20 protein-coding genes and 1 pseudogene are annotated in these 20249 nt (G+C 67.5%); 6 read left to right on the top strand and 15 right to left on the bottom strand.

Translation table 11 applies throughout. From position 1 onward, the window contains the following. Window positions 1–76: 76 nt before the first annotated feature. The 4 genes from ASE43_RS05885 to grxD form a co-directional block, all read right to left on the bottom strand. The gene (locus ASE43_RS05885; RefSeq protein ID WP_057159729.1) at window positions 77–3364 is read right to left on the bottom strand and encodes a TonB-dependent receptor; all 3288 of its coding nucleotides are present in this window, start codon (window positions 3362–3364) and stop codon (window positions 77–79) included. A 402-nt stretch (window positions 3365–3766) separates the two neighbouring features. Then, the gene (locus ASE43_RS05890; protein ID WP_055902790.1) at window positions 3767–4363 is read right to left on the bottom strand and encodes a YhgN family NAAT transporter; all 597 of its coding nucleotides are present in this window, start codon (window positions 4361–4363) and stop codon (window positions 3767–3769) included. After that, window positions 4360–5118: an SDR family oxidoreductase gene (locus ASE43_RS05895; RefSeq protein ID WP_057159730.1), complete on the bottom strand. Its 759-nt coding sequence runs from the start codon at window positions 5116–5118 to the stop codon at window positions 4360–4362. Before ASE43_RS05895 ends, ASE43_RS05890 begins: the two co-directional genes overlap by 4 nt. Further along, the gene (grxD, locus tag ASE43_RS05900; protein ID WP_056181547.1) at window positions 5115–5435 is read right to left on the bottom strand and encodes a Grx4 family monothiol glutaredoxin; all 321 of its coding nucleotides are present in this window, start codon (window positions 5433–5435) and stop codon (window positions 5115–5117) included. Before grxD ends, ASE43_RS05895 begins: the two co-directional genes overlap by 4 nt. A 170-nt stretch (window positions 5436–5605) precedes the next feature. Here grxD and sodB point away from each other — a divergent pair, with 170 nt between their 5' ends. Continuing rightward, a complete protein-coding gene (gene sodB / locus ASE43_RS05905; protein ID WP_056181544.1) occupies window positions 5606–6184 on the top strand; it encodes a superoxide dismutase [Fe] in 579 nt (192 codons plus the stop codon). 83 nt (window positions 6185–6267) lie between these two features. Here sodB and ASE43_RS05910 read toward each other — a convergent pair whose 3' ends face one another. From ASE43_RS05910 to purE, 3 genes are all read right to left on the bottom strand, one after another. Further along, on the bottom strand, window positions 6268–6771 hold the full coding sequence (locus ASE43_RS05910; protein ID WP_162258756.1) for a DUF2314 domain-containing protein: 504 nt from the start codon (window positions 6769–6771) through the stop codon (window positions 6268–6270). Between the two features lie 135 nt (window positions 6772–6906). Continuing rightward, window positions 6907–8046 carry a 5-(carboxyamino)imidazole ribonucleotide synthase gene (locus ASE43_RS05915; protein ID WP_057159732.1) on the bottom strand — a complete coding sequence of 380 codons (1140 nt, stop codon included), beginning with the start codon at window positions 8044–8046 and terminating at the stop codon, window positions 6907–6909. Further along, window positions 8043–8561: a 5-(carboxyamino)imidazole ribonucleotide mutase gene (purE, locus tag ASE43_RS05920; RefSeq protein ID WP_056181535.1), complete on the bottom strand. Its 519-nt coding sequence runs from the start codon at window positions 8559–8561 to the stop codon at window positions 8043–8045. Before purE ends, ASE43_RS05915 begins: the two co-directional genes overlap by 4 nt. 64 nt (window positions 8562–8625) lie before the next feature. On the opposite strand from purE, the gene ASE43_RS05925 reads away from it, so the two are divergent. Then, the gene (locus ASE43_RS05925) at window positions 8626–8895 is read left to right on the top strand and encodes a Trm112 family protein (RefSeq protein WP_056181532.1); all 270 of its coding nucleotides are present in this window, start codon (window positions 8626–8628) and stop codon (window positions 8893–8895) included. Continuing rightward, entirely contained in the window at window positions 8892–9767 is an 876-nt protein-coding gene (gene nadC / locus ASE43_RS05930) for a carboxylating nicotinate-nucleotide diphosphorylase (RefSeq protein ID WP_057159733.1), read from the top strand. Before ASE43_RS05925 ends, nadC begins: the two co-directional genes overlap by 4 nt. 236 nt (window positions 9768–10003) lie before the next feature. Here the strand turns inward: nadC and ASE43_RS05935 are convergent, their stop codons facing one another. Beyond that, window positions 10004–10807, bottom strand: coding sequence for an FHA domain-containing protein (locus ASE43_RS05935; protein ID WP_056181526.1), 804 nt, complete (start codon window positions 10805–10807; stop codon window positions 10004–10006). Between the two features lie 81 nt (window positions 10808–10888). On the opposite strand from ASE43_RS05935, the gene ASE43_RS05940 reads away from it, so the two are divergent. Next, window positions 10889–11212, top strand: coding sequence for a DUF3301 domain-containing protein (locus ASE43_RS05940; protein WP_056181522.1), 324 nt, complete (start codon window positions 10889–10891; stop codon window positions 11210–11212). A 225-nt stretch (window positions 11213–11437) separates the two neighbouring features. On the opposite strand, the gene ASE43_RS05945 is transcribed toward ASE43_RS05940, so the two are convergent. The 6 genes from ASE43_RS05945 to ASE43_RS05970 form a co-directional block, all read right to left on the bottom strand. Further along, complete coding sequence (locus tag ASE43_RS05945; RefSeq protein ID WP_056181521.1) at window positions 11438–11941, bottom strand: ClpXP protease specificity-enhancing factor; 504 nt, start codon at window positions 11939–11941, stop codon at window positions 11438–11440. 103 nt (window positions 11942–12044) lie between these two features. Beyond that, window positions 12045–12680, bottom strand: coding sequence for a glutathione S-transferase N-terminal domain-containing protein (locus ASE43_RS05950; RefSeq protein ID WP_056181943.1), 636 nt, complete (start codon window positions 12678–12680; stop codon window positions 12045–12047). Between the two features lie 179 nt (window positions 12681–12859). After that, window positions 12860–13705: a cytochrome c1 gene (locus tag ASE43_RS05955; RefSeq protein WP_200956219.1), complete on the bottom strand. Its 846-nt coding sequence runs from the start codon at window positions 13703–13705 to the stop codon at window positions 12860–12862. Further along, on the bottom strand, window positions 13698–14957 hold the full coding sequence (locus tag ASE43_RS05960) for a cytochrome bc complex cytochrome b subunit (RefSeq protein WP_056181515.1): 1260 nt from the start codon (window positions 14955–14957) through the stop codon (window positions 13698–13700). The genes ASE43_RS05955 and ASE43_RS05960 overlap by 8 nt, the downstream gene beginning before the upstream one ends. Before the next feature lie 3 nt (window positions 14958–14960). Next, complete coding sequence (gene petA / locus ASE43_RS05965) at window positions 14961–15572, bottom strand: ubiquinol-cytochrome c reductase iron-sulfur subunit (RefSeq protein WP_056181512.1); 612 nt, start codon at window positions 15570–15572, stop codon at window positions 14961–14963. A 236-nt stretch (window positions 15573–15808) separates the two neighbouring features. Further along, window positions 15809–16768, bottom strand: a complete 960-nt coding sequence (locus ASE43_RS05970; RefSeq protein ID WP_057159735.1) for a lytic transglycosylase domain-containing protein — start codon at window positions 16766–16768, stop codon at window positions 15809–15811. A gap of 193 nt (window positions 16769–16961) precedes the next feature. Between ASE43_RS05970 and miaB the strand changes: the two are divergent. Both miaB and ASE43_RS05980 read left to right on the top strand, forming a co-directional pair. Next, window positions 16962–18308, top strand: a pseudogene (gene miaB, locus ASE43_RS05975) (tRNA (N6-isopentenyl adenosine(37)-C2)-methylthiotransferase MiaB); the annotation flags it as partial. 16 nt (window positions 18309–18324) lie between these two features. Then, the gene (locus ASE43_RS05980) at window positions 18325–18822 is read left to right on the top strand and encodes a GNAT family N-acetyltransferase (protein WP_056181503.1); all 498 of its coding nucleotides are present in this window, start codon (window positions 18325–18327) and stop codon (window positions 18820–18822) included. A 28-nt stretch (window positions 18823–18850) separates the two neighbouring features. Here ASE43_RS05980 and ASE43_RS05985 read toward each other — a convergent pair whose 3' ends face one another. After that, complete coding sequence (locus tag ASE43_RS05985; RefSeq protein WP_057159737.1) at window positions 18851–20245, bottom strand: DUF1501 domain-containing protein; 1395 nt, start codon at window positions 20243–20245, stop codon at window positions 18851–18853. Window positions 20246–20249: the final 4 nt, after the last annotated feature.

Below are 20249 nucleotides of genomic sequence, written 5' to 3' on the forward strand. Positions count from 1 at the left end.
ACTCGCCTTGGAGCCACCAAAGAAGACGGCCGGGTTTCCCCGGCCGTTTCCTGGTGTCGCAAGACTGGCTTTCCGATCAGAACTTGTAGCGGAAGCTGACCTGGGCGGCCCAGCGCGAGATGCCCTTGTCGTCGTAGATGTTCAGGGCGTCCGGACCGTTGTAGCGGTACACGTACTTGCCGGTATTGCCGGCACAGGCGGCAGCCATCGCGCCGGTCTGCGCAGCATTGCCGCCAGCTCCGCAGATGCCGCCGTACTCGACGATGCCACGGTAGCCCGGGAAGCCCATCTCTTCGACGCTACCCCACTTCTTGTTCAGCAGGTTGCCGACGTTGAGGATGTCCAGGGCGATTTCGGCCTTGTGGCCTTCCATGAAGCCCGGGATCTCCTGCGAGATGCGCATGTCGAACTGGTTGACCCAGCGGCCGTGCGCGGCGTTGCGCTCGGCGACCTCGCCCAGGTGCTGCTTGAGGTAGTCGTTCGAGTTCACGAACGCCCAGAAGCCAGCGGCTTCCGCCGCGCTGCCGAACACCACGTCGGTGAGGTCCTTGGGGATGTACAGCAGGTCGTTGGCGCGGCCGTCGCCGTTGGCATCATTGTCGAAGGTGTAGCTATACGGGCGGCCCGAGCGGCCTTCGTAGAACATCGACACGCTGGTGTTGTAGTCGCCGAAGAAGGCGTGCTTCCAGCTGACTGCCGCGGTGAAGCGGTTCTTGATCTCGTAGCTGGAGGTGGCCGAGACTTCCTCGTTGGACTGGAACACCGCCACGTTGCCCAGTTGCGAGCCCGAGGTCGAGCTGGTCAGCGGGCTGACTTCGTTGGCGTTGGTGTAGGTGTAGGCGAGCAACCACGACCAGTCGCTGTCGTTGAACGGCTTGTTCAAGGACAGGGTCAGCTGCTGGCTTTCGCCCTTGCTGGTCGAACGAGCGATGATCGCGTCGTTGTAGCCACGATTGCGGCCAGCGCGTGCATCGGTTCCGCTACCGACACCCAACTGGGTCCAGCTGTTCGGATTCAAGCCAGTATTGGTAGCGAGGTTGGCGGACTTATTCCAGTAGATCGCACGACCGTCCTGACCGATAGCAGTCGGAGCGCCCAGGTTCAGCTGCTGGTAGTAGATACCTTCCTTAACCGAGGTCAGCACCACTTCGGCAGCGCCGACGACGCCCCACCACGGCAGCTCGGTATCGAACGCCAGGTTGGCCTTCCAAACCGACGGCTGACCCAGGTCGGGATCGATGAAATCGATCGACTGCACGCCCGGGGTACCGCCGCCCTGCGCGATCGCCAGCTGATCGGCCGGATCCGGATCGAAGCGGGTCACGCCGTTGGAGAAGAAGTAGTCGGTGTACGACACGCCGTTGTTGGCGTACGGATTGGCCAGCCACACGGTCGCGGCCGAGCCCTGGAACAGGCCGATACCGCCGCGCAGTTGGGTCGGACGCTCGCTGTCGAAGGTGTAGTTGAAGCCGAAACGCGGCGAGAGCAGGCCGTTGCCGTCGATGGTGGCATCGTTACGGTAGCGGAACGCAGTGGACGCGGCGGCGTTGTAGGCCGGCTTCTGATCGACCATCGGCTCGTCGTAACGCACGCCGAAGGTCAGGGTCAGATTGTTGTTGACAGCCCAGCTGTCCTGCACGAACAAGCCCAGATTCTTGAGCTTGAACTCGGCGGCCATGTTGTTGATGTCGCCGCCGCGCGGGCCGAACAGCTGATAACGGCTGGAGATGCCGCTCTCGAACGACTTGGCGCAACTGCCCGGAATAGCCGGATTGGTCGTGTTGATGCAGTCGAAGGTATAGACGCCGTTGGTACGGCGGCCGAACAAGTTGTAGATCTCGTTCTCTTCGTAGTCCAGACCGAACTTCAGGGTATGGTCGCCGAGGAACCAGTTACCGGCGAAGAACGCGTTCTTCGTGGTGGTTTCCAGCACGTTGGCGTGGGTGTTCTCTTCGGTGCCCAGGTTCAGCGTGGCCGAACCGATACGGATCGCGATCGCCGGCAGGTCGGCGAGCGGGTTGCGCACGGCCGAGTAGTCGCGGTACGAGACCTTGGCTTCGGTGGAGAAGTTGTCGGTCCAGTCGCTGAACAGCTGCGCGGTGTACGACTCGAGTTCGAAGTCGCGCACGTAGTGGTAGGTGTTCAGCGCCAGCGTGGTGTTGCCGAAGCCCTGCAAGTTGGCGGTGTTCTGCTCGGACTTGCTGTAGCGGAAGCTGGCGCGGTGATTATCGGTGATGTTCCAGTCGATCTTGATGCCGTACTCTTCGGCTTCCGAGTTCAGCGCCGGCTTGGCCAGCGTGCCCGGGTTGAAGCCCTTGAGACCGGCCAGACGGATGACTTCGTCGATCTGCGCCTGGGTGATGTTGACGATATTGCTCTCGCCCGAACCGATCGGACCGAAACCGGAGTTACCGGTGAACAGGCCCTTGCCCTTGTAGTTCTCGTAGTTGGCGAAGAAGAACAGCTTGTCCTTGATCAGCGGGCCGCCGAAGGTCGCGCCGTAGGTGGTCTCGTTGTCGAACAGCTTCGGACGCACGTTGTTGCGGTTCTTGCCCGACCAGTCGCCGTCGCGGTAGATGCCGTACAGCGAGCCGTGGAACTCGTTGGTACCCGACTTGGTCACGGCGTTGATCACGCCGCCGGTGCCGCCGGAGATGGTGACGTCGTAGTTGGCGACGTCGACCGCCACTTCGTCGATGGTGTCCATCGAGAACGGCTGGCGCGGGGTCGGCAGGCTGTTGGATTCCAGACCGAAGGAGTCGGCGGTGCTGATGCCGTCGACGCGGACCACGTTGTAGCGCGGGTTCTGGCCGCCGACCGAGATTTCGTTACGCGACTTGTCGGTCTGGGCGACGCGCGGGTCGAGGCGGACGTAGTCCTGCAGGTTGCGGTTGATCGACGGGAACGATTCCAGCTGCTGGCGGGTCACGTTCGAGCCGGCGCCCATCTTGGTGGCGCTGAACACTTCCGAGCCGCCGTAGGACACGGCCTGCACCGATTCCAGCGTGGTGACCGAGTTGTTCAAGGACACGTCGACGTTGTTGACCTTGTCGAGGTTCAGGAACACGCCGTCCTGCGAGCCCGTGCCGGCGCCTTCCTTGGTGGTGGTGATCACGTACGGACCGCCGACGCGCAGACCGCGCGCGTTGTAGCGGCCGTCGGCATCGGTCACGGCACGGCTGACGGTGCCCGACTCGGTGTGGGTGATCGTGACTTCGGCGCCCACGACGGGTTGACCATCTGCGCCGACCACGCGACCGGCGACGCCGGCGGACGTGCTCTGCGCGAATACGGGCGCTGTGGCGAGAACGGCGAGCAGACCAAGCGTGAGCTTGGACAACCGGACGCTATTCGGATGGGTCATTACGATGGCCTCGGTAGCTTGGAAGACGTGGAATTCGTGGCGTGAGTCGGCGGGCGCTATGCGCCATACGCCGAAGACTGGTGGTGTTCCGCCCCTACCCGGGTGCAGCGCGTGCAGCCCCGCCGGGTTAACAGCAGTTTAACAGGCTAAGGGCGCTGTGTGACAGAGACGTGACCAGCGTCAAGGCTTGTCACACGGTGACGGCGGTCCAAGCTGAACGGGCTAATCGGGCAAAGTTCGGTACCCGCGGATCGACGGCGGATACGCCACACGCCTGCCGTTGCGCCACTTGGAAGTCACGACCAGGGCGCTAGCCCGCGAGCCCCAGGGAGCCATCGCCACCCTCAGATTGGCACTCCAGGCACCGGAACTGTGGACGACCCTACCCCGCCCCGAAACGCCTCAGGGCGGCGAGATCTGCAGATACGTGCCCAGACCGTCCAGGAACATCTGCACCGAGATCGCCACCAGCAGCATGCCCATCAGGCGTTCGATCGCGATCAGGGCGCGCCGGCCCAGCAGCTTGTACAGCAAGGTCGCCGAGAACAGGATCGCCGCGGTGGCGCCCCAGGCGATCATCAGGGCCAGGCTCCAGTCGCCCAGGCGGGTGGGCTCGTTGCTGCCCATCAGCATCACCGCGGCCATGCCCGAGGGGCCGGCCACCAGCGGGATCGCCATCGGCACGATGAAGGGTTCGCCCTCGGGAAGCTCACCCATCAGGCCTTCCGGCGGCGGGAAGATCATGCGGATGCCGATCAGGAACAGGACGATGCCGCCGGCGATCGAGACCGACTCCTGGCGCAGGTGCATCAGCTCCAGGGCGTACTTGCCGCCCCACAGGAACAGCATCAGCACGCCCAGGGCGATCAACAGCTCGCGCGCCAGCACGATGCGCTGGCGCTTGGGCGGCAGCCCGCGCAGCAGACTCAGGAACACCGGGATATTGCCCAGCGGGTCCAGGATCAGGAACAGCAGCAGCGCGGCCGAGGCGATGGTCACGGCGTCGCGCGCTCCGGCAACGGATGCCAGACCTGGCCGCGATGGACCGCGCCGGCGGGCGCCAGCAGGGTCACGCAGGCGGCCGCGTAGTCGCCGGGATCGCGCGCCTCGCGGTCGTTCTCCTCGACATAGGCCTTGCCGCGCAGCGCGGTGCGCATCGGCCCCGGCTGCAGGCCGGCCACGCGCACCGGCGAGTTGCCGAGCTCGGCGTGGAGCATGCCGATCAGTGCCGTCAGCGAATGCTGGGCCAGGCCGTAGCCGCCCCAGTAGGCGCGGCCGACGCGGGCCGGATCGTCCAGGGCGAACACCAGGGCCGAGTCCGGCGCCTGCGCCAGCAGCGGCAGGCAGGCCTGCGACAGCCACCAGCGGGCGGTGAGGTTGACGTGGATGGCGCGCGCGAACGCGGCCGGATCGGTCTGCAGCAGCGGGGTCAGGCCGGGGAAGTCGGCCGCGCAATGCAGCACGCCGTCCAGGCGCCCGAACTCGTCGCCGATGCGCTGCGCCAACTCGGCGTAGTCGTCGGGCGCGGCGCCTTCCAGGTCCAGCGGATACAGCACCGGCTCCGGCCCCAGCTTGGCGGCCGCGTCGTAAACCCGGTTCAACTTGGCCGGCTTGCGGCCCAGCAGGACGACGGTGGCGCCGGCGCGCGCGCAGGCGTGGGCCGCGGCGGCGCCGAGGCCGCCCTGCGCGCCGCTGACCAGCACGACGCGATCGGCCAGGGCCTGGTCGGCGACGGGTGCTGCGACTGCGCTCACTGGCGCTGGGTCTCGCTGATCATGCGCGCCAGCTCGCCGGACTCGAACAGCTCCAGGGTGATGTCGCAGCCGCCGATCAGCTCGCCGTGGATGAACAACTGCGGGAAGGTCGGCCAGTTCGAGTAACGCGGCAGGTTGGCGCGGATCTCCGGATCCTCCAGCACGTTGACCGTGTGCAGCACGGTCGCGCCGGCGGCCTTGAGGGCCTGCACCGCGCGGCTGGAGAAGCCGCACATCGGGAACTGCGCGGTTCCCTTCATGAAAAGAACGATCGGATGGCCTTCGACTTCGGCCTGGATCCGCTCCATAACTGACATGTGGACAACTCCTGCAATGCTCTGTTGCGCCGTATACGTTCAGGCAACAGGGCGTGGGGATAGAATGAGCGATTGTAAGCCTTCACGGCAGCGGACACGCGACCCGGCACCGGTAAGCGGCCCGTCGCCACCCCCTAGCCAGCCCCCAGAATCCAGCAAGGAGCCCGCCAATGGCCATCGAACTGCCCGCCCTGCCCTACGACCGCACCGCGCTCGAGCCGCACATCTCCGGCGAGACCATCGACTTCCACTACGGCAAGCATCACCAGGCCTACGTGACCAACCTCAACAACATGATCCCCGGCACCGAGTTCGCCGACATGTCGCTCGAGGACATCATCCGCAAGTCGCAGGGCGGCGTGTTCAACAACGCGGCGCAGATCTGGAACCACACCTTCTACTGGAACTGCCTGTCGCCCAAGGGCGGCGGCGAGCCGACCGGCAAGCTGGCCGAGCTGATCGCCAAGTCCTTCGGCGACTTCGCCAAGTTCAAGGACGAGTTCACCAAGGTCACCGTCGGCACCTTCGGTTCGGGCTGGGGCTGGCTGGTACAGCGCCCGGACGGTTCGCTGGCCCTGGTCAGCACCTCCAACGCCGCCACCCCGCTGACCGGCGAAGACACCCCGCTGCTGACCTGCGACGTGTGGGAGCACGCCTACTACATCGACTACCGCAACGCTCGCCCGAAGTACGTCGAGTCGTTCTGGAACCTGGTCAATTGGGACTTCGTGGCTTCGAACCTGAAGTAAGCGACGGACCCATTCGGTAAGCGAAACGGCCGGGGAAACCCGGCCGTTTTCGTTGCGCATCGGCGATGTCGGCGCCGGTTCGCTCAGTCGCAGCTAAGGCCGAACTCGCGCTTGAACGCCTCGGCCTGTTCCGGCGGTTCGTGACTGAGCAAGGCGCAGCCGGTGAAGTTGCCCAGCGAGGCCTGGCGTTGGTCGTCGCGGTAGGTCCAGTCGACGATCTCGTCGCGTGCGAACGCGTAACGCTGCCCCATGCGCACCCTATCCACGCGCTCGGGCTGGTTGTCGATGATCGCGGAGTAACCGCTGGCGGTCTCTTCCAGATCGGACAGCCAGAAAAATTCGGTGTAGCCGTCCTGCTCGATGCCGACCTTCACCGAGAACGCCGACAGGTGCGGCGGCGGATCCTTTTCGAGTTTCAGGAAGCCGTCCAGCGAGGCGCGTGCCTTGGCGAATGCGGCTTCCATGGCGGGATCGCCGGTCGCCACCTCGGTGACGTTGTCGTCCTTCGCGCGTTCCAGCACGGTCTTCGCACCGGTCGCCTCGGCGCAACCGGCCAACAGTATGACGATCAACAAAACTCTGCGCATCCATGCCTCTCCAGTGGCTGAGCGCCCGCGTACATCAGCGCAATTCGTAGGATGCGATGAGCCGAAGGCGAACCGCATCGTCGCGCAAGCAGACACGCTGCGATTGCCACGACGGGCAATCGCCGCCGTTCGCAATCAACCTAAGCGCGTAATCACCGGCGCGACTTGTTCATCGCGCCCCAAGGCGCGACCGACGCGCTCCAACGCCGCCGCGAGCTCGCGCGCATCATCGGCGCGCAGCGTCGCGTGTCCGACCTTGCGCCCGTCGCGCGGCGACTTGCCGTAATCGTGCCAATGCCCGCCCGCCTCGTTGAGCACCGCGGTCGCATCGGGCATCTCGCCGATCCAGTTGAGCATGCAGGCCTGGCCGAGCATGCGCGTATCGCCCAGCGGCAGGCCGAGCACGGCGCGCAGGTGGTTCTGGAACTGCGAGGTCTCGCTGCCTTCGATGGTCCAATGGCCGGAGTTGTGCACGCGCGGCGCGAGTTCGTTGGCCAGCAACTGGCCGTCGCGGCAGAACAGTTCCAGCGCGAACACGCCGACGTAGTCCAGGGCCTCGGCGAGCTTGCGCGCATAGCCGTGCGCGGTGGCCGCGAGCGTCTCGTCGGCCTGCGCGGGCGCGAGGCTGGCCGAGAGCACGCCGTCTACGTGCCAGTTCTCGGTGAGCGGCCAGGCGCGGAATTCGCCGTCGCGGCCGCGCACGGCGACCACCGACAGCTCGCGCTCGAAGCGCACGAAGCCTTCCAGGATCAATCCGACCGTGGCCGCCTGCGCGCCCAGCGCGGCCCAGGCCGCGTCGGCGTCGGCCGGCGTCTTGATGCGGAACTGGCCCTTGCCGTCGTAGCCCAGGCGGCGGGTCTTGAGGATGCAGGGCGTGCCGATCGCGGCGATCGCCGCGTCCAGCGCCGCGCGCGTGGCGACGTCGGCGAACTCGGGCACCGGAATGCCGAGCTCGCGGAACAGGGTCTTCTCGGCCAGACGGTCCTGAGCCACGGCCAGCGCGCGCGGGCTCGGGAACACCGGCACGCGCTCGGCCAGCCACTGCCCCGACTCGGCCGGCACGTTCTCGAAATCGAAGGTGGCCACGTCGATCTTGGACGCGAACTCGGCCAGCGCGGCCTGGTCGGTGTAGTCGCCCACCACCATCGGCGCGAACTGGCTGGCGCAGGCGTCGCCGGCCGCGTCCATGACCAGGAAGCGCAGGCCCAGCGGCGCGCCGGACAGTGCGAGCATGCGGGCGAGCTGCCCGCCGCCGAGGATGCCGACCGTCGTCATTTACGCGGATCGTCGTTGGCGAGCACGTCGTCGGTCTGCTTGGCGCGGAACGCATTCAGCGCCTGACCGATCGCGGCGTGTTCCGGCGCCAGCAGGGCGGCCGCGAACAGGGCCGCGTTGGCGGCGCCGGCATTGCCGATCGCGAAGGTCGCCACCGGAATGCCGGCCGGCATCTGCACGATCGACAGCAGCGAATCCATGCCGTTGAGCGCCTTGGACTGCACCGGCACGCCCAGCACCGGCACCGCGGTCTTGGACGCCAGCATGCCCGGCAGGTGGGCGGCGCCGCCGGCGCCGGCGATGATCGCGCGCAGGCCGCGCGCGGCCGCGGTGTCGGCGTACTCGAACAGCACGTCCGGGGTGCGATGGGCCGAGACCACACGCACTTCATGCGGCACGCCCAGGGCCTCCAGCTTGGCGGCGGCGTGCTGCATGGTCTCCCAGTCTGAGCGCGAGCCCATGACGATGCCGACCAGCGGCGGCGCTGCGGAAGCGGACGAATCGGGTGCGGACATTGGTCGGGCCTTGGCGCAAAGACGTATTCTAACGCCCTGTCCCGTCGTATCGGCACCGCACCGTATGGATCGCAAACTGTTGGACCTGCTCGTCTGCCCCCTCACCCGCCAGCCCCTGCTGCCCCTGGACAACCGCGGCCTGCAGGCGCTGAACGCCGCGATCGCGGCCGGCGGCGTGGTCCGCGGCGACGGCAGCGCGCAAACCCAGGCGCTGCGCGAGGGCCTGATCACGCGCGACCGCAAGACCGTCTACCGCATCGACGACGGCATCCCGGTGCTGCTGACCGAGGAAGCCATCGCCACCGCCCAGCTCGACGGCTTCCCCTCGGCATGAGCGCGCCCGTCGCGCCGCCACCGGCCGAGCAGGTCGAGTCCGACGTCGCCCAGGCCCTGGCCGAGGACCTCGGCAGCGGCGACGTCACCGCCGCCCTGCTGCCCGACGTGGCCGACAGCGCCTATCTGCTGTGCAAGGAAGCGGCGGTGGTCTGCGGCCGGCCCTGGTTCGACGCCTGCCATCGGGCGCTGGACCCGGACGTGCGCATCGCCTGGCGCGTGGCCGAGGGCGACCACGTCGCCGCCGGCACCGTGCTGGCCACTCTGCAGGGCCGCGCGCGCGCGCTGGTCAGCGCCGAGCGCGCCTCGCTGAATTTCATGCAGACCCTGTCGGGCACGGCCACGGTCACCGCGGCCTATGTCGAGGCCGTGCGCGGCACCCGCGCCAAGATCCTCGACACCCGCAAGACCCTGCCCGGCCTGCGCCTGGCGCAGAAGTACGCGGTGCGCGTGGGCGGCGGCGTGAATCACCGCATCGGCCTGTACGACACGGTGATGCTGAAGGAAAACCACGTGCGCGCCGCCGGCTCGCTGACCGCCGCTATCCAGGCCGCGCGGGCGATGCATCCGGATCTGCCGCTGATCGTCGAGGTCGAGTCGATCGCGCAGTTGCACGAGGCGCTGGCGCAAGGCTGCGACCGCATCCTGATCGACGACTTCGACGCCGCCACCCGCCGCGAGGCGGTGCGGATCGCGTCCGGCGCGCCCTACCTGGGCAAGATTCCGTTGGAAGTTTCCGGCGGCGTCGACCTGGCCGGCTTGCGCGCGATCGCCGAGGACGGCGTGGACTGCATCTCGATCGGCGGCCTGACCAAGCACGTACGCGCGATCGACCTGTCGCTGAAGCTGGGTCCGCCGCCGGGCGAGGCCTGAGCGCTACCAAACCGCTCTGGGGCAGGAGCGGCGTGAGCCGCGACCGTCCTCCACCGTGGCCTGCGCCGTCGCAGCAACTGCGGTGACGCGGTCGCGGCTCACGCCGCTCCTACACGAAGCAGCCCGTAGGATGCGGTGAGCGCAGCGAACCGCATCGTCGCGAGCCGTCCGCACTCAACGCAGTCCGTAGGATGCGGTGAGCGCAGCGAACCGCATCGTCGCGAGCCGTCACACGCTCAACGCAACAACACGAACCCCACCAGCGCCAGCAGCGTCACGCCCGCGAGCGCGGCCCAATGCCAGGTCGGCCGGCTCAGCTTGAGCGGCGTGGTGGTCGGTGCCGACGCGGCGGCGCCTTCGCCGGCCGGTGCCTCCTGTAGCGAACCGGTCAGGCGGAAACGCAGCTGGTCGAAGCCGATCTCGTCGCCGGTCTGGGCGATCGCACGCAGCACGCGGCGGCCGTTGATGCTGGTGCCATTGGTCGAGCCCAGGTCTTCGATCTGCAGGCCGTCGTGGGTCGGAATCAGGCGCGCGTGCTGGCGCGACAAGCCGGGCTGGTCCAACTGCAAACCGCAATCGGCGGAGCGCCCGACCACGGTCGCGGCCAGCAAGGGGAAGCTTCGGCCGAACAGGTCGCCCGAAACCCCGCGCAGCACATAGCGCGGCAGCACCGGCCGCACCGCGGTCACGCCGGGATCGTCGTTGGCCGAAGGTGGCAACACGACCGCCACGCCGCCCTGATGGCGCACGGCCGAGGGCCCGATCGCGGCCAGGCGCGCGCGCACTTCGTCGAAGCTGACATCGTCGCCGGGCCGCAACGCGATCAGGCCGGCCGCGACCTGGCGGCCGTTGACGCGCACCTGCGCACCGGGCGGCACGTCCAGCATCACGCCCTGCGCGCTCACGTGCAGCTGGCAGTGCTGGGGCATGACCCCGGGGCGATCGAGCACGATGGTGGACTCCGGGTCGGAGCCGACCCGGTTGACGCCGTGGCCCAGCAGTACCTGCGGATGCTCGCCGTCCGGAAAGACCAGTTTCATAGAATTTGCGTTTTCCCCTGATGCGCGACAGCGTAGGGCATAACCCTTGCGAGTTGCGCATACCGAGGCCACATTAAAAGCATGCCTACTTTGATTCTGTTAATGATCCTGGGCGCCGCCGCGTTCTCGTTCTGGAGCGCCGGGCGCGCCGCCGCCGAACGCGCCGAGGCGCTGGGCCGCGACGCCTGCAAGGCCGCCGGCGTGCAGTGGCTGGACCAGAGCGTGCATGCGATCGGGATGCGCCTGTGCCGGCACGAGAGCGGCTGGCTGGGCCTGGAGCGCACCTTCCGCTTCGACTATTCGCTGGACGGCGAGGACCGCCACATCGGCCGCATGGTCCTGCGCGGCGAGCGCCTGATCGCCTTCAGCGGGCCGGTGTCGCGGGCGCCTACGCAGTTGCATTGAGGGCGGGCCCGTTCGCGGCCGCGCCCCGGATGATTTCTGTGGGAGTGGCGTAAGCCGCGATTGCGCCACCGCGAGCGGCGACGCAACTGAGGTTTCGCGATCGCGGCTTACGCTGCTCCCACAGAAAGCAGGGGCGGCGCAGGTGACTGGGCTGGCGATGCCGATCCAGGGGGCGCGATCACGGCCTACGCCGCTCCTACCCAAGAGCGAGAATCGCGCGAGGACTTACTTCACCACCCGCAGGTGTCCGCCGCGGCGCGGCGTGGGGGTGTGCGGGCCGTCGTCGTCGCCGTCGGGCAACGGTTCGCTGGGCACGGCCGCCAGCGGCGCATGGGTCGGCGACATCGGCTCGTCGAAATCCTCGGCCGGGTCGTCGTGGCCGCCTTCGTTGGTGGTGGCCTCGTCCGGCAGGGCCATGCCCTGCCCGGTTTCGCGCGCGTAGATCGCCAGCACCGCGCCCACCGGCACCGAGACCGGGTGGCTGACGCCGCCGAAGCGGGCGCTGAAGCGGATGGTGTCGTTGCCCATTTCCAGGCGCGAGACCGCGCGCTCGGCCACGTTGAGCACGATCTTGCCGTCCTTCACCGCATGGGTGGGGACCTGGACCATCGGGCGGGTGGCGTCGACCAACAGGTGCGGGGTCATGCCGTTGTCGGCGATCCACTCGTACAGCGCCCGCAGCAAATACGGGCGGTGGCTGGTCATGCTGGGGGCGTTCTCATCACTCATGCCCGCCAGTTTAGCGCCTGGCCGGCGGTCCCGACGTGCCTGTCGTCCGCGATCCGGCGACTGCCGGATCGCGCAAGGCGACGGAGGGCCTGCCGCACCGCGTTTAGGCGGGCATGTCGCGCAGCTTGCGTTCCTGGTCGGTCAGGCTGCGGGTGAAGCCCGGATTGCGGAAAATCCGGTTGCCGTAATCCTCGATCGCCTTGCCGTCCTTGGGCAGCGGCACGCCCAGCGAATCCAGGCGCCAGATGATCGGCGCCATGGCGCAGTCGGCCAGGCTCATTTCCGGATTCAGGAAGAATTTGCTGGCCTTGAACAGCGGCACCGACGCGGTCAGCAGCTCCTTCAGACGCTTGCGCGCGGCCTCGGCCTGGGCCTTGTTGCCGAGTTGGATCGCCTGCACCTGCGGCACCCAGTCGTGCTCCAGGCGCAGGGTCGCCAGGCGCAGACGCGCGCGCGACAGCGGATCGACCGGCATCAGCGGCGGATGCGGGTAACGCTCGTCCAGGTATTCGCTGACCACGCTGGCCGCATACAGGACCAGATCGCGCTCGACCAGGGTCGGCACCGAGTGGTACGGGTTGAGATCGACCAGATCTTCGGGGGGATTCTGCGGGTCCACCGGAATCAGGTCGTAGGTGACGCCCTTGGCGGCCAACACCAGGCGCACGCGATGACACAGCACGCAGTCGGTGGAGGAAAACAGGGTCAGGGCATTACGCATACGTGGACTCGCCGCCATCATCGACCTCTCCAGCAACCGGAATCCGCCGGTCGCAAGACGCCCCCCACCCCGTGTGGGCGGTCGTCACGGTCCCCGAGCGTATGCGGTTTCCCGCCTTCAGCGAAAGGCTTGGGCATCCCGGCCGGCCTGACGAAGAAGGCCCGCGCATTGCTGCGCGGGCCGTTCGGGGAAATCGCTTAGTGCTCGACGTCTCGCCAGTACTCGCTCTTGAGCAGGTAGGCGAGGAAGGTGAACACCGCCAGGAACAGGATCACCCAAACGCCCAGACTTTCGCGCTTGAGGGCGGCCGGTTCGCCGGCGTACTCGAGGAATGCGGTGATATCGCGCACCGACTGGTTGAACTGCTCCGGCTTGAGCGTGCCGGGGCTGCCGGCCTCGAACTTGGTGAAGCACTTGCCGTCGATTTCGCTGGTGCCGTGCGGGCACTCCATGATGGGCTTGCCCTTATCGTCCTTCTTTTCGCCGAACAAGCCGTGCGCCGGCTCCTTGTCGGTGAACTTCGGGGTCTGGGTGCCCTGCATCTGCCACAGCGGGTTGGGCATCGAGGCGTTCGGGAACAGGGCGTTGTTCCAGCCCAGCGGACGCGCCTCGTCCAGGTAGAAGGACTTGAGGTAGGTGTAGATCCAATCGCTGCCGCGCACGCGCGCGATCACGCTCAGGTCCGGCGGCATCTTGCCGAACCACTGGTTGGCGTGCTCCGGGGTCAGGCTGACCTGGATCTGCTCGCCGAACTTGGCGCCGGTGAAGTTGAGGTTGGTCATCACCTCGTCTTCGGTCAGGCCCAGGTCCTCGGCGATGCGCGAGTAACGCAGGTACTTGAGCGAATGGCAGCCCGAGCAGTAGTTCATGTACAGCTGGGCGCCGCGCTGCAGCGACGCGCGGTCGCCCAGGTCGGTACCGGCCTGCATCAGGTTGCCGCCGCCGGAAGCGAAGGCGGTGACCGACACGAGCATGCCGGCGGCGAAGGTGGCGAGCTTCTTCACGATGCGGTTCTTCATCAGAGGCTGGCTGGTCTTAGTCATGCATCGTCACCCGTTCCGGGACCGGCTTGGTCTTGTCGAACTTGGTCCACAGCGGCATGGTGATGAAGAAGGCGAAGTACAGGAACGTCAGCACGCGACCAACGATGGTCTCGACCGGGTCGGTACCCGGGCCGGCGCCGATCTTGCCCAGCCACACGAAGCTCAGCGCGAACACGCCCAGCAGCACCTTGGACAGCAGGCCGCGGTAGCGGTAGGACTTGACCTTGGCGCGGTCCAGCCACGGCACCAGGAACAGGATCGCGATCGCGCCGAACATCACCAGCACGCCCGACAGCTTGTGCGGGATCACGCGCAACATCGCGTAGTACGGCGTGTAGTACCACACCGGCTTGATGTGCTCCGGCGTCACCAGGCGGTTGGCCTCGGTGAAGTTGTCGTGCTCCAGGAACCAGCCACCGAACGCCGGCGCGAAGAAGATGATGAACGCGGCCAGGATCAGGAAGAAGCCGACGCCCACCAGGTCCTTGACCGTGTAGTACGGGTGGAACGGGATGCCGTCCTTGGGCTTGTTCGCATCCCAACGGTTGCCCTTCGGACCCTTCTTGATGTCGACGCCGTCGGGGTTGTTGGAACCGACCTCGTGCAGCGCGCCCAGGTGCAGCACGACCAGCAGCAGCAGCACCAGCGGCAGCGCGATCACGTGCAGAGCGAAGAAGCGGTTGAGGGTGGCGTCGCCGGGCAGGTAGTCGCCCATGATCCACTCGGTCAGGCCGTTGCCGATCACCGGGATCGCGCCGAACAGCGAGATGATCACCTTGGCGCCCCAGAACGACATCTGGCCCCACGGCAGCACGTAGCCCATGAAGGCTTCGGCCATCAGCACCAGGTAGATCAGCATGCCCAGGATCCACACCAGCTCGCGCGGCTTCTGGTACGAGCCGTACAGCAGGCCGCGGAACATGTGCAGGTAGACGACGATGAAGAACAGCGAGGCGCCGGTGCTGTGCATGTAGCGGATCAGCCAGCCCCACTCCACGTCGCGCATGATGTATTCGACCGACGAGAACGCCTCGGCCGCGGACGGCTTGAAGTGCATCGTCAGGAAGATGCCGGTCAGGATCTGGTTGACCAGCACCAACAGCGCCAGCGAACCGAAGTAGTACCAGACGTTGAAATTCTTCGGCGCGTAGTACTCGGTCATGTGCTTGCGGTAGACCGGCATCATGCCGGGCGCGCGCGCGTTGACCCAATCCCAGACGCCGGTGGCGGTGCGGGTAATGATGTTGGACATGACTTACGCCGCTCCCTTCGGATCCACGCCGATGATGATCGTGGTGTCGTTCTCGTAGTGGTGCGGCGGCACCAGCAGGTTGATCGGCGCCGGAACGCCCTGGAACACGCGGCCGGACATGTCGAAGCGCGACTTGTGGCAGGGGCAGAAGTAACCGCCCTTCCACTCCGGATCGAACGGTTCGGGACGAATCTCGGCCTTCATTTCCGGCGAGCAGCCCAGGTGGGTGCACAGGCCGACCAGGACCGAGATGTCCTTCTTGATCGAGCGGAACTCGCCCTTGATGTAGGACGGCTGCTGGTCGAGGTTGGTCGACAGCGGATCGCGCAGATGGCTGTCCAGGGTCGGCAGCGCTTCCAGGATCGCCTTGGAGCGCTTGACGATCCAGATCGGCTGACCGCGCCATTCGAAGACCAGGCGCTGGCCTTCCTCCAGGGCGCTGATGTCGGCCGTCACCGGAGCACCGGCGAGCTTGGCGCGCGCGCTGGGGTTCCAGGACTTGATGAAGGGCACCGCCGCAAAACCGGCCCCGACTGCGCCGACCACTGCCGTGGTCGCCGTCAGGAACCGACGGCGGCCCGTATTGATAGGATCGTTGACCCCTTGGTTGGCCATCCGGCACTCCGCAAAGCTGCAATTCGAAGTTACGCCGCACAGCGCGCCGCCACTGGCGACGGCTCGCGGCTCAAAAGACGGGGAAGTGTAACGGAACGGTTAACGGCCCGACAATCCGCCGCTGCGGCGAAACCCGGCCGCAGGCGCCGGTCCGAGGCCGTCGCCCCCCTGCGCCGCAAGCGCGCGGGGGCGCCGATCGCGCCGCGACCGTCGCGGAAACGTCCACGGGACGGGGATCAGCGCACCACGGGGCCGGCGCGGTAACGCTGCGCCAGCAAGGCCACGCGCTGCACGTAGCGCTGGGTTTCGCTGTAGGGCGGCACGCCCTTGTACTTGTCGACCGCGCCCTCGCCGGCGTTGTAACCCGCCGCGGCCAGGGTCAGATCGCCGTTGAAACGCTTGAGCAGCCAGGCCAGGTACTGCACGCCGCCCTGGATGTTCTGGCTGGCGTCGAAGGCGTTGGAGACCCCGAACCGGCGCGCGGTGGCCGGCATCAGCTGCATCAGGCCCTGGGCCCCGACCCGCGATAGCGCATTGGGGTTATAAGCCGACTCGGCATGGATGATCGCGCGCACGATCGCTTCTTCGACCCCGTGCTGGCGGGCCGCGGCCGCGATTTCGTCGCGGTAGGCCTCCATGTTCAGGCGGATCGAGCCGAAATTGACCCCCGGCCGCGCCGCGCAGGCGTAGCAGGTCTCCATGAAGCTGTATTTGATCGTGCGCACCGCCGAAGCGTTGGCCAGGCCCTTGGGGCGCTTGCTGGTGTAGTGGCGGACGCCGTCCTTGATATAGGAATAGACCTGGCCCTGGACCAGACGCGAGCTGGGCGCCGAGGGCGCGGTCGGCATCGCGGCGACGGGGGCCGGCGCCGCCTGCGGCGCGCTGGCGCCGGTCGCGACCGTGGCCGACGCGCCCATGAAGGTGGCCGGCGGGTTGGAATGGATCGAGGCGGGCGAGCCCGCGACCGGGTTGGCCGGCGTCGCGCTGCCGGCGCCGCTGGGCGCGCGCGCCGGCACGTAGGCCGCCGAGCGGCTGGGCCGGTACTGGCTGACCACGGTGCACTTGGCCCCGGGCACGCGCTTGCTCACGTAGCTGCGTTCGCCGCTCGCGCTGTCGCAGCGGTACACGGTGCCGGCCACGGCGGGCGCCACGGCCAGCAGGCAGACGATCCCCAGCAGTAGCGAGCCCCCCCTCATGGCGGCGAGTGTCTCCCTTCGGGCACGGGTTGCCAAGTCCTTGATTCGAAAACGTGACGGCCGCCTCCGACCGGCCCAAGGCGCTAAACTGGCGCCCCTTTCCGGCGCGGATTAACCGCCGCCCTCCCCGGACACCGCCATGACCGACACCGTTTTGCCCGTCGCGCCCGAAGCCGACGCGGCCCCCGCGCCCCGCGGCAAACTCTTCATCGAGACCCACGGCTGCCAGATGAACGAGTACGACTCGGCCAAGATGGCCGACGTGCTCGCCGCCAGCGAAGGCCTGGAACTCACCACCGACGCGGCGGAAGCCGACGTCATCCTGATCAACACCTGCTCGATCCGCGAAAAGGCCCAGGAGAAGGTGTTCAGCCAGCTCGGGCGCTGGAAGCAGCACAAACAGGGCGACCGCCCGGTCATCATCGGCGTCGGCGGCTGCGTCGCCTCGCAGGAAGGCGAGGCCATCGTCAAGCGCGCGCCCTACGTCGACCTGGTGTTCGGCCCGCAGACCCTGCACCGCCTGCCCGAGCTGATCGCCGCCAAGCGCGCCACCGGCAAGCCGCAGGTCGACATCAGCTTCCCCGAGATCGAGAAGTTCGACCGCATGCCCGAGCCGCGCGCCGAGGGCCCCAGCGCGTTCGTCTCGATCATGGAGGGCTGCAGCAAGTACTGCTCGTTCTGCGTGGTGCCCTACACCCGCGGCGAGGAAGTCAGCCGCCCGTTCGAGGACGTGCTGGTCGAGGTCGCCCAGCTCGCCGCCCAGGGCGTGCGCGAGGTCAACCTGCTCGGCCAGAACGTCAATGCCTATCGCGGCCCCTACGGCGAGGACGGCGAGATCGCCGACCTGGGCCTGCTGATCCGCACCATCGCCGAGATCGACGGCATCGACCGCATCCGCTTCACCACCTCGCACCCGCTGGAGTTCAGCGACTCGCTGGTGGAGGCCTATCGCGACGTGCCGCAGCTGGCCAACTACCTGCACCTGCCGGTCCAGGCCGGCAGCGACCGCGTGCTGGCGGCGATGAAGCGCGGCTACACCGCGCTGGAATTCAAGCAGAAGATCCGCAAACTGCGCGCCGTACGTCCCGACATCTCTATTTCGTCGGACTTCATCGTCGGCTTCCCCGGCGAAACCGAGGCCGATTTCGAGAAGACCATGAAGCTGATCGAGGACGTCGGCTTCGACCAGTCGTTCTCCTTCATCTACTCGCGCCGCCCCGGCACGCCCGCGGCCGACCTGGAAGACGCCGTCAGCGACGCCGAGAAGCACGCGCGCCTGTCGCGCCTGCAGGCCACCATCAACGCCAACGCGATGCGCATCTCGCAGGCCATGGTCGGCAGCGTCCAGACCGTGCTGGTGGAAGGCCCCTCGCGCAAGGACCCCAACGAGCTCACCGGCAAGACCGAGAACATGCGCTCGGTGAACTTCACCGCGCCGGCGCGCCTGATCGGCCAGTTCGTCGACGTGATCATCACCGATGCCCTGTCCAACTCGTTGCGCGGACGCGTGCTGACCGAACAGGACCGCGACGCCGCCTGAGCCCACGGAGCCCCGCATGGACCGCGACTTCAACATCCGCGAGATCGGCCCAGACGAGTTCGACCGCTTGTGGCCGATCTTCCACGAGGTGCTGGCGCGCGGCGAGAGCTATAACTATCCGGCCGAGCTGTCGCTGGAACGCGCGCGCGAAATGTGGACCGCCCCGCCCTACCGCTGCTACATCGCCCAGGGCGACGACGGCGAAACCCTGGGCGGCTACAAGCTCGGCCCCAACTACGCCGGCCGTGGAGACCACGTCGCCAACGCCAGCTACATGGTGGCCGAGCGCTGCTGGGGCCAGGGCGTGGGCTCGGCGCTGTGCGAGCACTCGTTGACGCAGGCGCGCCAGGCCGGCTACCTGGCGATGCAGTTCAACTACGTCGTCAGCAGCAACGCGGCCGCCGTGCACCTGTGGCTCAAGCACGGCTTCCAGATCGTCGGCCAGATTCCCGGCGCCTTCCGCCACGTCAGCCTGGGCCTGGTCGACGTATACGTGATGCACCGCCTGCTATGAGGCGGCGCGTCGTCGCGCCGCCTGTGCGCTAGACCATGAAGCCCAGATCGCGGCTCGGGTAGTTGCGCAGGTTCGGGAAGATCAGGTCCAGCTCCGAATCGCCCACGCCGAACCAGCGCGCCAGCGTCGCCGCGTACTGATCCACCGAGGTGGTCGGGATGATCTGGCCCCAGCCGGCATCGTCGGGCCCCTCGTTCTGCAGGGTCGGCATGCGCCCGTAGAAGCGCCCGCCGCGTACCGCGCCGCCGACCGCGAAGTGATGGCTGCCCCAGCCGTGGTCGGAGCCGTCGCCGTTGGACGACAGCGTGCGGCCGAAGTCCGAGGCGGTGAAGGCGGTGACGTTGTTGGCCACGCCCAGCTCGACCGTGGACTGGTAGAACGCGGTCATCGCCTGCGAGAGCTGCGACAGCAACTCCGGCTGCTCGGCCAGCAGGCGGTCGTGGTGATCGAAGCCGCCCATCGACACGAAGTAGACCTGCCGCTTCAACCCCAGCACGCTGCGCACCTTGATCAGCCGCGCGACCATCTTGAGCTGGCTGGCCAGGTCGTTGTCGGGGAACGCCGTGGTCAGCGGCGTCGAGCTCTCCAGCGCCGTGGACACGGCCTCGGCGTTCTCTCGCGCGCGCCGGAACGCGTCGGCGTAGCTGCGTTCGAACACGTGGCCCTGCGTACCCTGCTGCATCAGCCCCAGCATGGCCTCGCGGGTGTCGCCGTCCCATTCGAAATAACTGAACCTGCGCGGGCCGTCGCTGCCGATCACGTACTGGCTGCCGCTTTGCGCGCGGTGCAGGATGCTTTCGAAATTGAGGGCGATGTTCATCGGAATGAAAGCGCCGGGGTTGGCGTCGTGCAGCAGGTCGGCGATGCGACCGCCCCAGCCCAGGCCGCTGCCGTCGTTGGCGCGCGAGATCTGCCAGTACGACTGCTGGTCGTTGTGCGAGAACAACTGCGGCGGCACGTCGGCGCCGCCGGCCTGGTACTGGGCCTTGGTCACCGGCCGCACCAGGGTGCCGACGTTGCCCAGGATCGCTGCGCGGCCGTTGTTGAACAGGCCTTGCAGGCCGCTCATGCCGATCGCGTCGTTGCCGTTGGTGGAGGCCTGCAGGCCGTAGTCGGCGCCGTCGGAGGCGCCGCCGCCGGCTTGCGGCGTCAGCGCCAGCAGCTGCGCCTGCGGGACCGCCAGGGTCGCGCGCGCGGTGGCGTAGCGCTGGTAATGGGTGCTGCTGCGCGGCACCACCATGTTCAAGCCGTCGTTGCCGCCGAACAGGAACACGCACACCAGCGCCTTGTAGTCGGAGAATGCGTTCGGGCCGTAGGCGCGGGTCGCCGACTCCAGCAAGCGCAGATTGCCGCGCGCCGAGTACAGTCCGGCGCCGCCCAGGCCCGCGAGGATGGCCCGGCTCAGAAAGTCGCGACGGTTCATGCTT

Origin of the sequence: Lysobacter sp. Root983, from assembly GCF_001429345.1 — a bacterium.
Taxonomy (GTDB): Bacteria; Pseudomonadota; Gammaproteobacteria; order Xanthomonadales; family Xanthomonadaceae; genus Lysobacter.